The sequence below is a fragment of the Planococcus sp. SE5232 genome, from assembly GCF_050686535.1.
GTDB lineage: Bacteria > Bacillota > Bacilli > Bacillales_A > Planococcaceae > Planococcus.
Window position 1 is genome coordinate 742,391 of the sequence record NZ_JBOGCP010000001.1, and the last position, 14,020, is coordinate 756,410.

The window sequence follows — 14,020 nt, forward strand, 5'->3', positions numbered from 1 at the left end:
ATATCTATGAAATAATGAAATTGAAAGCGCTATCATTAACCTCTTTATGAAAGGAGTAATGACAATGAAATTGACCAATTTTGTAAACGGCAAATGGCAGCAGGATGAAACGGCGAAATTCCGGCCAGTTCTGAACCCGGCAAACGGGAACGAGTTGGCACAGGTCCGCATGTCTACGGCAGAAGATGTCGATGCAGCGGTCAAGGCGGCCCAGACAGCACAGAAAAAATGGGCGAAAGTTCCGGCACCCAAGCGTGCGGATTATTTATATGAAATCGGGCGGCTGATGAAAGAGAGAAAAGAACAGTTGGCTCAAGTGTTGACCAAAGAAATGGGGAAGGTCATCGAAGAAGGGCGTGGCGAAGTTCAAGAAGGAATCGACATGGCCTATTACATGGCCGGGGAAGGCAGGCGACTGTTCGGTGAAACGACGCCATCGGAACTGGCGGACAAATTCGCGATGAGCGTCCGTTCTCCGATTGGTGTGGTGGGGCTCATTACTCCATGGAATTTCCCGATAGCCATCGCTACCTGGAAATCGTTTCCGGCGATTGTGGCCGGCAATACCTTTGTTTGGAAGCCAGCAACCGAAACGCCGATGATGGCTTATGAAATGGCGAAGATATTTGAAGAAGTCGGCCTTCCCGAAGGCGTCGCCAATATTGTCTTTGGAGCGGGTTCAGAGGTCGGGACCGCACTCATTGAACATGAAGGCGTGCGGGTCATTTCATTTACGGGATCGACTGAGACAGGACGTAAAGTGGCAGAAGCGGGAGGGCGCAACCTGAAAAAAGTATCACTTGAAATGGGTGGCAAAAATGCTGTCATTGTCATGGAGGATGCTGACCTGGATTTGGCTGTGGAAGGGATCTTGTGGAGTGCATTCGGTACGGCCGGCCAGCGCTGTACGGCCTGCAGCAGGGTGATTGTCCATACAGAGGTCAAAGAGGAGTTGCAGAAGCGTCTGCTGTCGAAAATGGATACCTTGACGATTGGCGATGGCACGGATGAATCGATTAAAGTGGGACCGGTCATCAATCGAAAAGCTCTTGAAAAAATCCATTCCTATATCACGATTGGCCAAGAAGAAGGAGCCAGCCTGTTAGTTGGCGGAGAAATCCTGACAGGCGGCATCTACGATAAAGGGAACTATTACGCTCCGACATTGTTTGCGGATGTGACGCCGGATATGCGTATTGCGCAGGAAGAGATTTTTGGCCCAGTCGTATCGATGATCGAAGTGTCGAGTTTTGAAGAGGCTATTGATGTCAATAATGGTGTGATCTATGGTTTGTCCAGCTCTATCTATACGGCTGATGTCAACCGTGCGTTCAAAGCTCAGCGTGATTTGGATACAGGGATCGTCTATATAAACGCAGGAACGACAGGAGCGGAAATTCACTTGCCGTTCGGCGGGACGAAAGGCACAGGCAACGGCCACCGCGATTCAGGCGTTGCGGCATTGGATGTCTTTACGGAGTGGAAAAGCGTCTATGTCGATTACAGCGGTAAATTGCAGCGTGCGCAAATCGACAATGAAGTTTAAGGGAAAGGGGATAGAGAGATGAAAGTCGTCGTATTAGGTGCAGGCTTGATGGGGAAGCAGGCGGCTCGGGACTTGGTCGCTGACAATGCTGTGGAATTGGTGTTCTTAGCAGATCGGAATACTGAACAGGCCAAACTCTTCAAAGAACAGCTCGGCAGCAGCAAGCTGGAAGTGCTGGAATTGGATGCGGCCAATGATGAAGCATTGGCGGCAGTGATTGCAAAAGGAGATATCGTCATCAATGCCCTTTTCTATACCTTCAATGAAAAAGTGGCGGCTACTGCGCTTGAATGCGGTGTCCACGCTGTAGATTTGGGCGGCCATATTGGCGGAGCGACGGATGCTGTGCTGGAATTGCATGAACAGGCACAGCAAAAGGGCGTCACGCTCATTCCTGACTTAGGGGTAGCGCCTGGAATGATCAACATCCTCGCAGGATATGGTGCCAGCAAGCTTGACCAGGTCTCTGATATCCGTTTGTATGTCGGGGGCATTCCTGTCCATCCGGAACCGCCGCTCGAATACAATCATGTTTTTTCGCTGGAAGGCGTGTTCGACCATTACACGGATAAATCCCATGTCATCCGTGAAGGGAAACTGTTGGAAGTTGAATCCTTATCTGAAATTGAACATATCGAGTTTGAAGGCTTCGGTGAATTGGAAGCCTTCCATACATCTGGAGGAACGTCGACGTTGACGGATACCTTCAGCGATGTAAATTCACTGGAATACAAAACATTGCGCTACAAAGGCCATGCCGAGAAATTTAAACTATTGGTTGATTTGGGCTTTACCGACCGGACAAAAACAGTCCAAGTGGAAGGTCATGAAGTGAAGCTGCGTTCGGTCTTGAAGGCTGTGCTGGAACCCATAACGGCACTTGGGGACAAGCAGGATGCTGTCGTTCTGCGGGTAATGGTGTCAGGCGTGAAGGCTGGTGAGGATATCAGCTATGAATACAATATGGTGACGGTGAAAGATCCTGATACGGGCGTTACCGCAATGGCGCGTGCGACCGCCTATACCATTTCAGTTGTCGCACAGATGATCGGCAAAGGCATAATCGATAAGGCGGGTGCCTACCCACCGGAAATGGTTGTTCCAGGAGACGAATATATTGCAGAGATGGCAAAGCGCGGTGTAGAAATCAAAGAAACCGTTCACCGTTCAGCTCTTCAGAATTAAAGGTTTGTGTGTATCTATAGAACAAAGAGCGCTAAAGTATGTATGGTCAAACAGTAAAAGAGGGATGGCCCCAGACGGCGCCATCCTTCTTTTCATTTCTTATAGAAGTTCTTCCACTTTTTTCGGGACCAGCATTTTCAGGCTGGCAGGCTGAATCTCGATGTCGAGTGGCGTGGTCAAATAGATTTCGCCATCGGTATCCACATCGAGTTCTTCTTCTGTTTTGATGGAAATGGATTTTCCCTGGTAATGGGTGATATGCTCCAATTCCTCTGCGACCACTTCAGGCTGTGATAAAGAAAACCACTCTCGTAAAGCGGCCAAAGATGAAGTTTGGATAATAAACAGGTCCAGCAGTCCATCTGTCGGGTCGATCGTTGCGAGTGGAAAGTTGTGTGTACCGATCGACTTGCCATTCATGACAAGCACCAGCACACCCTCCTCGGCATAGCTGATTCCGTCAATCTTCAAATGCACTGGAAATGGTTCTGCCTGCCGCATGGACTGAAGCGCGCTCATGAAATAGCTGATTTTTCCATAACGTTCTTTTAGGTGGGGATCAATGTTTGAAGAAGCATCAGTAATCAGGCCGATGCCGGCAAAATTGAGAAAAGAGCCGCCGTTGATTTTTCCTGTATCGATCTCTTTAATTTCCCCATTGACCAATTCTGAAGCCGCTAAGTCCAAGTCTAAAGGAATGTTCAAGGTGCGTGCGAAATCATTACAGGTACCACTTGGAATAATAGCCATTGGAGGCGGAGCGGGAACGGAGGCCAAAGCGCGGACCGCAGAATGGACAGTTCCATCGCCTCCGGCAATAAACAGAATATCCGCATGCGTAGCAGCAGTTTGGCAGGCATTCTCGAATTCCTCCGGCGAATCGGTTTTGATCAGCTCGAGTGACTTGGACGCTTCAGCCAGATGAGGTACAGCCAGCCGCAGAACAGAGTCTACCGTAGACGCTCCTGCATTGCCGTTATACAATAATACGGAACGATTGAACTTAGGCATTTCATATGTCCTCCTGTACTTCTATTTGCTTATATAATTCCACTAATCAAGAATACATAAACAATGGAAGCCAGTAAAATGAAAGCAACTATAAAAAAGAGGTGCCAATATGACAATTAAATTATATTACCAGGATTCGGAAATTTCAGAAGCTCGTGTGGGCGTGATGGACAGCGGAAAGGATGCAGCCGGCTATTACGCTATCCTGGACCAAAGCTGCTTCTATCCTGAAGGCGGCGGACAGCCGGCGGATCAGGGAGAGATTGGACCTGCCAAAGTGCTGGATGTACAGTCTGTCGAAGGCGAAATCCGTCATTACACAGATATTCAGCTGCCGAAAGGCAACTTTTCTGCCAATGTGGATTGGCAAAGAAGATGGGATCATATGCAGCAGCACGCGGGGCAACATTTACTGAGTGCTTTGCTTGAAGACGATTTCGGTTTCAAAACCCAAAGTTTTCATTTAGGAAAAGAACGGGTCTCCATCGATTTGGACTTGGATTCGGCAACAAAAGAACAACTGCTGGCGGTTGAGAATAAGGCGAATGGGTTAATCCGCCAATGCCTTTCAATTTCCGAACGCTGGATCACTTCCGAACAAGCAAAAGAGCTGAATCTGAGAAAGCCGCCGGTAGTGGAAGGGGACATTCGGCTGGTTGAAATTGCAGGAATTGATTTCAATCCCTGCGGAGGCACCCATCCCAAAAATACAGCGGATATCGGTTTGTTGAAGATCATCTCTACAGAGAAAGCCAAAGGCGGAATGCGGGTTTATTTTTTATGCGGTGATCGTGCCTTGCAGCATTTTAACTTTTTGATGGAAACGACTGATAAACTGGTGACTCAACTGAATGCACCGGCTGCCGAATTGCCGCAGGCAGCGAAAACTCTATTGGCAGACAAGGCGTCTGCTGACAAAGCAATCAAAAATCTTCAGGAACAACTGCTGAACCTGGAAGCTGAGACGATTAATCCGGCTAATGGAATTATAGAAAAGCTCTTTGAAGGCCGTCCGATTAAGGAACTGCAGCAGCTTGCCCGCTTGGTGATTGTTAAAAATCCTTCAGTAACCGTGCTGTTCATCAGTACTTCAGAAGGAGATGTACGCTTTGTCTGTGCAAGAGGGGAACAGGCGCCGGGCGATATGCGTGAAGTGTTGCAGCAACTTTTGGCGTTGACTAGAGGCAAAGGCGGAGGAAACGCACAATTTGCTCAAGGTGGCGGTGCTACCGATAACTCACCGGAAATATTCAAGGATGTTTTCCGGTCAGCCCTAAAAAATTTCAAGTGAAATGTGTAACTTTTCCAGTGCTTCTCTGTCTAATGGAAAAAGGGATGTCTGAAAGGGCGTGAGTGGTCATGAAGAAGAAAAAAATCTGGCTCATTGCTGCCATTGCGATTGCAGTTGCCGGTCTGGCGTTTGTTTTTTTCAATGATAAAGTATCAGTCAGCGCTTCCTCTGTTGCTTTAGCGGAGCAGGGGTGGAAAGCCAATTTCTCTTCATCGCTCCATCAGGAAGCCATTGATAAGGGGTATATATACATCACGGATGAAAATGGTGACCGTGTCGACACCGAAATGTTTATCCATGAAAATGGAAAGACGCTGGAAATTCGGGGGATCCCAATAGGTGAATACCAATTGCATATCAAAAATGCAGCATTAAAGAACAGTTTTATGAAAAGTTTAGTGGATACAGAAGTTTCTTTCGCTGTACAGGAACAACTGGAAAAACTATCAGGTGAAGAAGAGTTGCGGAACTATTTCGCGCGTCTGATGGAAATGCAACAAAACAACCGGCAATTCGGAGGCATCATGCAGGAAGGCAGTGAAGAGACCGCGGAATCCGCTGACTCTGCAGCAGGTGAAAGCGGAAGCTCGGGAGCGAATGGGGATTATTCGACTACCAATAACCAGGTGGAAGGTGTGGATGAAGCCGATCTTGTGAAAACGGATGGTTCGTATATCTACTCCATCAGTGAATCGCGTGTGGTGATTTCGGATGTCCAAAATCCGCAGGAGATGGTGGTCGCAGCTGAGCTGCCCTTTACAGAAGAAACCTACCCGCAGCAGCTTTTCTTATCGGAAGATACATTGGTGGTCATGGGAAGCCGTTTTTCAGCCATGCCAATCGATAACTTTCAGCTGCCGCACAGCCAATTGCCGCATTTAGGCATCACCTCTGTCTATTTATATGACATCAGTAGCCCCGAATCTCCTCAGTTGATCCGTGAATTCGGCGCTGAAGGAAATTTAAGTGGCGCAAGGCTGGCAAACAATGTCCTTTACTTTGTCACCAACGTCTATCCGGATTATTGGGTGCTGGAAGAGCAAGATGAACCTGAACTGCGGCCGCATCGGTATGACTCAAATGACGGAGGCGAGCTTCAGCCTCTGCCTTATGACAGCATCGCGGTTTTGCCGGGGACTATGGAGGGCAGCTACAGCGTCATTACAACCATCGACTTGAATGCTCCTGAAACCAACGACATCTCGACAGAAGGGTTTTTAGGAGGCAATGAGCAGCTTTACATGAATGAAGAAAGTCTCTATTTAACAGCGTCTGCTTATGTTCCGTTGGATGAGGAGCAAATGCCGGGCAACAGGGAAATGGCTATCTGGCTGCCACAGCAGGCAAATACTGAAGTCTTTAAATTCAGTTTGAGCGGAACAGCTGTCGATTTCCTCGCTTCTGCAGAAATAACAGGTTCTTTGCTCAATCAGTTTTCCATGGATGAATACAATGGCTACTTTAGGGCAGTAACAACAGAAGGAATTGCATGGGACTTGACTTCCCCGTCGAAAAATCATCTGTTCATCCTCGATGGGCAGATGAACCAAGTGGGATCAGTGGAAGATCTGGCTCCCGGAGAACGGATCTATTCAGCCCGTTTTATTGAACAAAAAGCCTACATGGTGACTTTTAAAGAAACGGATCCGCTTTTCGTCATTGATGTTTCTGTCCCATCTTCTCCAGAAGTGCTCGGAGAACTGAAAATACCGGGCTTCTCAAATTATCTTCACCCGTTGGATGAGAATCATTTGATCGGCTTTGGCTATGATACGAAACTGGTGCCAGTAAAAGGCGGAGAACCTCGGGTCGTGACAGGCGGCATGAAAATTTCTTTATTTGATGTCAGCGATTTTACTGACCCACTTGAAAAAGATACAGAGATTATCGGTGGACCCGGAACCTATTCGGCGCTCCAATATGACCACAAAGCATTGTTCACGCATCAGGAAAAAAACCTGTTTGGTTTTCCTGCTGCGCTATACGCAGAAACGGGTGGTGACTATGTGGAGTTTGAAGGGGAAGGTGCACTGATCTACACAATTACACCAGACGGAATTTCACAAGCAGCAAATTTAATTGAACAAACCGATGACCAATACGAAGACTGGAATACGGCCATTCAGCGCATCCTCTATGTTGGCGGGGAATTGTACACAGTGGCAAATGGTGAAATCAAAAGCTATGGATTGGATACATTCGAACCAATCGGTAGTCTGGTGTTTGATAAATAGCGGGAAGAGGCGTGTTTTTATCGCCCTCTTCTTTTTTTTTATGTTTTCAATTAGCAGAAAAAGGGAAGTTGAGAAGTATTCTGAAAACTATAACTGGAGGGATATCGATGAAAGCAGTAACGTTTCAAGGAACAAAAAATATGCAGGTGAAAAATGTTAAGGATCCTGAACTTCAGAAAAAAGACGACATCATTGTAAAAATAACTTCAACTGCTATTTGCGGTACAGATTTACATATTTATCAAGGTGCATTGCCGACGACAAAAGACACCGTCATTGGCCATGAGCCAATGGGGATTGTGGAAGAAGTCGGACCGGATGTCACCAAAGTGAAAAAAGGCGATCGCATCGTCCTTCCTTTTAACGTCAGCTGTGGCCACTGTTTTTATTGCAGCAATGAATTAGAGAGCCAATGTGACAACTCAAATGGCAATCCCCATTTCGATACGGGCGGGTATTTTGGGTTAACGGAGCGCTATGGCGATTATGCAGGAGGGCAAGCTGAGTATCTTCGCGTACCTTATGGCAATTTCATGCCTCTTGTTATTCCTGAATCCTCCGAATTGGAAGATGAATCATTGCTGTTCCTATCAGATGTCCTGCCGACAGCCTGGTGGAGTGTTGAAAATGCCGGCGTAAAAAAAGGGGATACCGTAGTTGTTCTGGGATGTGGCCCCATTGGACTCATGACACAGAAATTCGCTTGGATGCAGGGTGCAAGCCGCGTTATTGCAGTGGATGAGATTCCTTACCGAATGGAACTTGCCAAAAAAATGAACAATGTAGAAATTGTTGATTTCAGTAAACATGACAACACGGGCGCGCTGATCCACGAGATTACGCAGGGGGGCGCGAATGTCGTCATTGATTGTGTAGGGATGGACGGCAAAAAGTCACCAGCAGAAGCCGCCCAGCAAAAGCTGATGCTGCAAGGTGGTACGCTCAGCGCCATTAACATTGCGAAAGACGCTGTCAGCAAATTTGGTACCATTCAATTGACTGGTGTTTACGGACTGACTTACAATATGTTCCCGCTGGGTAACATGTTCGAACGGAATGTCACCTTGAAAATGGGACAGGCACCCGTTATCCACTTGATGCCGATGCTGTATAAAAAAATCGAAAATGGCGAGTTTGATCCGCGCGAAATCATTTCGCATATCGTGCCGTTGGAAAGTGCCAGTGAAGCTTATCAAATCTTCAATGACCATCAAGACAATTGTACGAAAGTCGTCCTGAAACCATAACTTCCCACGCACGATAAAAATTTTATTAAACGTCCCGATTTACTGGGGCGTTTAATTTTTTGCCTATGTGCGTTATGATGAGTACAGAAACCGACAGCGAGAGGAGAGACGCATGTGGCGCAAATAGGAGAGACTAGGCGTGAACTCGCGTTGGATTGTTTTTTGCTGGCTGGCAGAATCATGATGGAAAGTGGAGCTGAAACTTATCGTGTTGAGGATACGATGATCCGGATGGCGGTATCACAAAATATGGTGAATTCCCATTGCTTCGTAACACCCACAGGCATCATGTTTTCGCCAAGTGAAGAGCTTGCTACACGATTTGTCCGCATCAATAACCGGAGTACCGACTTGGAACGGGTGGCGCTTATCAACTCGGTTTCACGCAAACTGGTATCCGGCGAATATACATTGCAACAGGCTTATGATGAAATGATGATCATTGACCAAACCAATTACCGAACCAGTGTATGGGTGCAGACGCTGGCTGCTTCGGTGGCGAGTGCCTGCTTTTTTATTTTATTGGGTGGCAGTTGGTCCAATATTCCTTTTCCTTTTGTAATCGGTGGAATCGGGTTCATCATAGTAGAAACCATACTGATCGAGACACGTGTAAAAATATTTGCTGAATTCATTGGTGCTTTTGTCATCGGAATACTCGCATCCATCGCTGTTTATACCGGAATCGCGACAAATTTGGATACGCTGATCATCGGTTCCATCATGCCGCTGGTTCCGGGATTGCTGATTACCAATGCGGTACGTGATTTAATGGCAGGTTATTTCGTATCAGGATTATCCAAGGGAGCGGAGGCTTTTTTGACGGCATTTGCTATCGGTGCTGGAATCGCAGTAGTACTATCATTTTAAGGGGGTAATCAGATGAACTGGCCATTGGAAGCATTTCTCAGTTTTTTGGCAGCAGGCGCGTTCGGTGTCATCTTCAACGCCCCGCGCCGGACCCTGGTCAGCTGTGGGTTGGTCGGGATGAGCGGCTGGCTCATCTACCGCGCATTCTTTCTGGCTTTTGATGACTCGGTTCAGGCTTCTTTTGCCGGCGCATTTGCTGTTTCGATTGTGGCACATTTGCTGGCTAAAAAATTCCGGATGCCGATGATTATTTTCAGTATCGCTGGAATTATTCCATTAGTGCCGGGAAGCAAGGCCTACAACGCTATGAGAAACATCGTTGAAAACAATCACTTGGAAGCTATCGCTTTTGCTTCCGAAGCATTGATGATTTCCGGAGCTGTTGCGATGGGGCTGGTTTTTGCTGAAGTGCTGATGCAGCTGTACTTTAAGCGGCAGGCTAGAAGAATACAAAGAAAAATGGGCCTGACACAAGAATAATTCTTGTTTGTCAGACCCATTTTTATGTTTTGGGAATATGTTGGTTGGGTGGACTTTTCGTGTTGTCCAGCTGCAGTGCCCAGATTCTAGGGTCATAAGCCACGCTGGCTGTGCGGCAAAGAACGCCACACTGCTGGTCTGCCTAAGACCTTATTGCTCCTGCAGCACTCTGTGCTTCGTCGCAAAGAGATGACTCAAACTACCTTTGAGCCATCTCTTGCCTGTCGGAGCTGAACGGCCGTTTCCGCTTTTCTTTGTCCAGCTCCAGCAGCCAGCCCCTCGAGTCGCTTCAGCCTTACCCGCAATGGCAAAGAACGCCATTACCGGTAAGGCTTCCAGCGCTTGTCGGGGCTTAACGGCTGCTTCCGTTTTTCTGTCTACCCCAACCATTTCTCCAAATCTTCGGCACTCATCGGGTGGCCGATGATGTAGCCTTGGAGGCTGTCGCAGCCCATGGCACGCAGGAGTTCAAATTGTTCGTTTGTCTCAACGCCTTCTGCTGTTACTTGGAAGTCGAGAGATTTTCCGAACTGGATCATGCCGTTGATCAATTTTTGTATTTTTTCTTGTTTAGTGATCGACTGTATGATCATTTGATCTATTTTTAATGAAGATATTGGCAACATAAGCATATAGCGGAACGAAGCGTAGCCAGTCCCAAAGTCATCTAATGCAAAACTTATGCCTGCTTGGTGAAGAGTTTTCATTTGTGCCATGATCGAACGTTCTGCTTCGGCTTCGAGAGCGAATTTCTCAGTGATTTCGATCATCAATGAACTGGCTTGGCAATTATTGACCTTCAATTGTTCAAGCAGCATCTTCGCCATATCCTTGTCCCTGAATTCACGGATGGATGAGTTGATGCTGATCTGCAGATCGATGTCTTTGGATTTCCAGTCTTTTAATTGTTTGCACGCTGTTTCAATAACGAAGCTGCCGATTTCATTGATCAAGCCATTTTCTTCTGCAATCGGGATGAGCTCATCCGGCGTGACGACACCGATTTCTGAATCGGTCCAACGCACCAATGCTTCGACGCGCTCCACTTTACCGTTCTTCAAATTGACCTGTGGCTGGTACAAAAGCTGCAAATTCTTACGGTCCAATGCGTAGATGAGCCGTTTTTCGATAAGCGCTTTACGATTCAACCGTTCATGGTCATCGGATGTCAACGCGGCAATAGCACTGCCCCCGCGATCTTTCACTTTTTTGATTGTTGCATAGGAAGCTTTGATCAAATGCATGAAGCTCTGCTGATCTTCGGGGTATTTTGTAATGGCGCCGCTGATGGTCATCGGCACCGCCGTACCCTTCAGGTAAATCGGATGTTGCTGAAGATAATGGAGAAATCCTTCGATAAACCAATTGCTTAAAGGGGTTACTAAAGCAAACTCATGCAGACCGGCACGTGTGATGATGGAATCGGAAAAGTACATCCGCAGGCGCTTGGTGAATTCGGTGAGCAATTCGTTTTCCGTGTCTGTATCGGAAACATCGCGCAGCGTATAGAAACGGTCAATATCCAGAAAAATAAAGGAGAAATGCCGACCTTCTTCTATGTATTCATTGACTACCTGCTCAAGCCGATGACGATTTTCCAATCCAGTCACAGGATCGATAAAAGCGATTTCTTCGAGATGCTGTTGGGCTTTCTTATTTGCTGTAATGTCTTTTTCCAGGAAAATATAATACGTGTCTTCACTCGAAAGTTGCATCGGAATTGCTGTCAAATCAACCCAATAAACTTCACCGTCTTTTTTCACCTTTTTCGCTTCGCCGTTCCAGACATTCCCTTCTCTTAACGTAGAAAGAATGGAATCGACGAATTGAACTTCTTCTTCACCGTCTCCAAACATATGCCATACAGGCTTGCCTAAGATTCGTTTCGGAGTCCATTTGCTCAATTTCAGGAACAATGGATTTGCATATGTGATCAAAAATTCTTCATCAAAATACAGCAGCATGAACGAGTCGTCCAAACCATTTCGTAATTGATTTAATTCTTTAGGGGCAGAGCCGTCTTCATCCGCTTCATCGAGTTCATAGATGGTCATGACGAACTGTTCGTTGTCGGATGTATAGGATTTGGCTACTACTGTTGTATACGCTTTTATGCCCTCGCTCAATTCTATTTCCACATCTTCAAATCTTACCGGTTCCTCAGTATGTAGTAATTTATCCCATGGATGTTTGCTTAATGCAGCTTTTTCGGGATTCATATAAGGAGAAAGCTGTCCTTTGACTGCTTCGGATTCTATTTGGAAAACGCGCTCGGCATGCTGGTTGCACCAGACAATCAAGCCGTTTTTATCGATTATGATGATGGGGAAAGGGATATGATTAAAAACGAGGGTATCAGCCAGTTTTCCTTGCAATTCGCTCATTCATTAACGCTCCTTAACCGTAGTTATTTTCATTATAAAGAAGAAAAGGTCTATCGTCATCCTTTTCAAAATAATCTCTACAGGAAATTCACGGATTTTTCACTATCCTTTCGCTGGTAATCGTGAGAGAATAGGCATAAATCATATGAAAATAGAGGTAAGAAAATGTTTAAGAAACTTTTTGTATTATTATTCCTAATTATTAGTATACCTTTTTCGGTTCAAGCGCATACAACTTTATTGTCCTCAACGCCCGCTGAAGGCGAAAATGTAGCTGAAGCTTTAGAGGAAGTGCAACTGGTTTTCGGTACGAAAATCGAAGAAGGCAGCACAATGACAATTGAAGGAGAAAGTGAGTCTTTCGAATTCGCCAATATTGCTATTGCAGAGGACACGATGGTGGGGGATTTTAAGGAAACCTTACCGAATGGATCGTATCGTATTCTATGGAATATTATCGGAGAAGACGGACATCCGATTGAAGGAGAAGTAGCGTTCGGTGTCTCTATTGAAGCTGAGGAAGAAGTGGAGACTTCGCCAGTCGAGACTGAGGTAGCGGAAGAGCTGGCAAACCCAGTCGTTGAGTCTGCTGAAGGTGAGTCTGGCGGTAATTTGATGGTGACCGTCTTGCTTATCCTTGCTGCTGTTTTGGTCATCTATGGAATCTATAAATTGCTGTTGAAGAAAGAATGACGTTTTTCACCGCATTTGCCGATGTCTTGCTGTATATCGCTTTTTCGTATCTTGCTGGGTATATCGTGCTGCAATTTGTACCGGAAGACCGAAAACCACCGCTTGCTGAATCTAAAATTCTGCTCCTGCTCAGTGCCACAGGCATCGTTCTGCTGTCATTTTTCCCGGTTTATGAACTCGTGGTCTTTCTGCAGGGCAGCCAAGGCTGGGGAGAAGCTTGGCTGAATGCCATTACCGGGTTTCGGATTGGACAGGGATGGTTGATCACTTTGCTGCTCAGTATCATCCTGTCTCTCACCATCTATTTTGGCGGCAGTCGGCATATCCAGGGATTGTATTTGTTCCTGCTTATTTTGACAGTCGGTTTCTATAGCCATATTTCGACGCTTGACCTTTGGACTGGATTTGCGCTTCAATCAATTCATATTCTCTTTCTGTCGATGTGGGCTGGAGTTTTGCTCCATGTGGCTTGGTTTACAAAAGATGGAGCGAACTGGCGCAGTTTTCTGGCCTGGTTTACGCCTTTTGCCTTTTTCTGTGTAGCTGCGGTTATTGCCAGCGGAATCGTCATCATGTTCTTTTTCGTGGCACCATCCGATTATGCAAACTCTTGGGCTTTGCCTTATGGGCAATTGCTGCTGTTGAAACATATAAGCATCATTCCGGTGCTGCTGGCAGCATTAATCAATGGATTTCTCAACAAACAGAAAGTGTTTCAGCAGTCTTGGTTGAAGCTTGAAAGCGTTTTGTTGCTTGTCGTCTTTGTCTTTACTGCTTTTATGAGCAAGCAGGCACCGCCTCATGATGTTAATGATACCTTGCGTATCGAAGGCGGTGGATGGTTTATTGAACAATTGGCTGGTCCATTATACATCCCGTTTACAGCTGGACTGGATTTGACGTTGAATGGCTCGCTGCTGATGGGGCTGAGCTTGCTCTTACTGGCATTGATGCTATTGGGCTTTTCCCGTCAGTTGAATGCCTGGCTGTCGTTGTTGTTCGGTATTGGATTCATTATCTGTTTTTATGCAGGATTGATGTTGAGTCTTTCATTTTAATTAATTTACAGCCAATCTTCC

Annotated in this window: 12 protein-coding genes; 9 read left to right on the plus strand and 3 right to left on the minus strand. The window is 46.4% G+C overall.

All coding sequences use genetic code 11. From position 1 onward, the window contains the following. The first annotated feature begins 64 nt into the window (after positions 1–64). Positions 65–1,546 (plus strand): aldehyde dehydrogenase family protein, encoded by a 1,482-nt coding sequence (locus ACRC6Q_RS03575; protein WP_431465826.1) that lies wholly within the window; start codon positions 65–67, stop codon positions 1,544–1,546. An 18-nt stretch (positions 1,547–1,564) separates the two neighbouring features. Next, the gene (locus ACRC6Q_RS03580; protein WP_223639914.1) at positions 1,565–2,731 is read left to right on the plus strand and encodes a saccharopine dehydrogenase family protein; all 1,167 of its coding nucleotides are present in this window, start codon (positions 1,565–1,567) and stop codon (positions 2,729–2,731) included. Positions 2,732–2,830: 99 nt separating this feature from the next. Here ACRC6Q_RS03580 and ACRC6Q_RS03585 read toward each other — a convergent pair whose 3' ends face one another. Beyond that, positions 2,831–3,742, minus strand: a complete 912-nt coding sequence (locus ACRC6Q_RS03585; protein WP_223639931.1) for a diacylglycerol/lipid kinase family protein — start codon at positions 3,740–3,742, stop codon at positions 2,831–2,833. A 109-nt stretch (positions 3,743–3,851) separates the two neighbouring features. Here ACRC6Q_RS03585 and ACRC6Q_RS03590 point away from each other — a divergent pair, with 109 nt between their 5' ends. The 5 genes from ACRC6Q_RS03590 to ACRC6Q_RS03610 all read left to right on the plus strand — a co-directional run bounded on the left by ACRC6Q_RS03590 (position 3,852) and on the right by ACRC6Q_RS03610 (position 9,864). Next, positions 3,852–5,033 (plus strand): alanyl-tRNA editing protein, encoded by a 1,182-nt coding sequence (locus ACRC6Q_RS03590; protein WP_431465827.1) that lies wholly within the window; start codon positions 3,852–3,854, stop codon positions 5,031–5,033. Between the two features lie 68 nt (positions 5,034–5,101). Then, a complete protein-coding gene (locus tag ACRC6Q_RS03595; RefSeq protein ID WP_431465828.1) occupies positions 5,102–7,267 on the plus strand; it encodes a beta-propeller domain-containing protein in 2,166 nt (721 codons plus the stop codon). Positions 7,268–7,374: 107 nt separating this feature from the next. Next, complete coding sequence (locus ACRC6Q_RS03600; protein ID WP_223639940.1) at positions 7,375–8,514, plus strand: zinc-dependent alcohol dehydrogenase; 1,140 nt, start codon at positions 7,375–7,377, stop codon at positions 8,512–8,514. Between the two features lie 114 nt (positions 8,515–8,628). Beyond that, entirely contained in the window at positions 8,629–9,384 is a 756-nt protein-coding gene (locus tag ACRC6Q_RS03605) for a threonine/serine exporter family protein (protein WP_223639943.1), read from the plus strand. 12 nt (positions 9,385–9,396) lie between these two features. Further along, a complete protein-coding gene (locus ACRC6Q_RS03610) occupies positions 9,397–9,864 on the plus strand; it encodes a threonine/serine exporter family protein (protein ID WP_223639946.1) in 468 nt (155 codons plus the stop codon). Between the two features lie 150 nt (positions 9,865–10,014). Here ACRC6Q_RS03610 and ACRC6Q_RS03615 read toward each other — a convergent pair whose 3' ends face one another. Then, positions 10,015–10,254, minus strand: a complete 240-nt coding sequence (locus ACRC6Q_RS03615; RefSeq protein ID WP_431465829.1) for a hypothetical protein — start codon at positions 10,252–10,254, stop codon at positions 10,015–10,017. Continuing rightward, entirely contained in the window at positions 10,242–12,248 is a 2,007-nt protein-coding gene (locus ACRC6Q_RS03620; RefSeq protein WP_431465830.1) for an EAL domain-containing protein, read from the minus strand. The genes ACRC6Q_RS03615 and ACRC6Q_RS03620 overlap by 13 nt, the downstream gene beginning before the upstream one ends. Before the next feature lie 165 nt (positions 12,249–12,413). On the opposite strand from ACRC6Q_RS03620, the gene ACRC6Q_RS03625 reads away from it, so the two are divergent. Both ACRC6Q_RS03625 and ACRC6Q_RS03630 read left to right on the plus strand, forming a co-directional pair. Next, on the plus strand, positions 12,414–12,941 hold the full coding sequence (locus ACRC6Q_RS03625; RefSeq protein ID WP_223639952.1) for a copper resistance CopC family protein: 528 nt from the start codon (positions 12,414–12,416) through the stop codon (positions 12,939–12,941). Beyond that, positions 12,938–13,999, plus strand: a complete 1,062-nt coding sequence (locus ACRC6Q_RS03630) for a copper resistance D family protein (protein ID WP_431465831.1) — start codon at positions 12,938–12,940, stop codon at positions 13,997–13,999. The genes ACRC6Q_RS03625 and ACRC6Q_RS03630 overlap by 4 nt, the downstream gene beginning before the upstream one ends. Positions 14,000–14,020 lie beyond the last annotated feature (21 nt).

Excerpts from the sequence above, each read along its gene's own strand:
- ACRC6Q_RS03575 (WP_431465826.1), top strand. The coding sequence starts at position 65 with ATGAAATTGACCAATTTTGTAAACGGCAAATGGCAGCAGGATGAAACG.
- ACRC6Q_RS03580 (WP_223639914.1), top strand. The coding sequence starts at position 1,565 with ATGAAAGTCGTCGTATTAGGTGCAGGCTTGATGGGGAAGCAGGCGGCT.
- ACRC6Q_RS03585 (WP_223639931.1), bottom strand. The coding sequence starts at position 3,742 with ATGCCTAAGTTCAATCGTTCCGTATTATTGTATAACGGCAATGCAGGA.
- ACRC6Q_RS03590 (WP_431465827.1), top strand. The coding sequence starts at position 3,852 with ATGACAATTAAATTATATTACCAGGATTCGGAAATTTCAGAAGCTCGT.
- ACRC6Q_RS03595 (WP_431465828.1), top strand. The coding sequence starts at position 5,102 with ATGAAGAAGAAAAAAATCTGGCTCATTGCTGCCATTGCGATTGCAGTT.
- ACRC6Q_RS03600 (WP_223639940.1), top strand. The coding sequence starts at position 7,375 with ATGAAAGCAGTAACGTTTCAAGGAACAAAAAATATGCAGGTGAAAAAT.
- ACRC6Q_RS03610 (WP_223639946.1), top strand. The coding sequence starts at position 9,397 with ATGAACTGGCCATTGGAAGCATTTCTCAGTTTTTTGGCAGCAGGCGCG.
- ACRC6Q_RS03615 (WP_431465829.1), bottom strand. The coding sequence starts at position 10,254 with ATGGTTGGGGTAGACAGAAAAACGGAAGCAGCCGTTAAGCCCCGACAA.
- ACRC6Q_RS03620 (WP_431465830.1), bottom strand. The coding sequence starts at position 12,248 with ATGAGCGAATTGCAAGGAAAACTGGCTGATACCCTCGTTTTTAATCAT.
- ACRC6Q_RS03625 (WP_223639952.1), top strand. The coding sequence starts at position 12,414 with ATGTTTAAGAAACTTTTTGTATTATTATTCCTAATTATTAGTATACCT.
- ACRC6Q_RS03630 (WP_431465831.1), top strand. The coding sequence starts at position 12,938 with ATGACGTTTTTCACCGCATTTGCCGATGTCTTGCTGTATATCGCTTTT.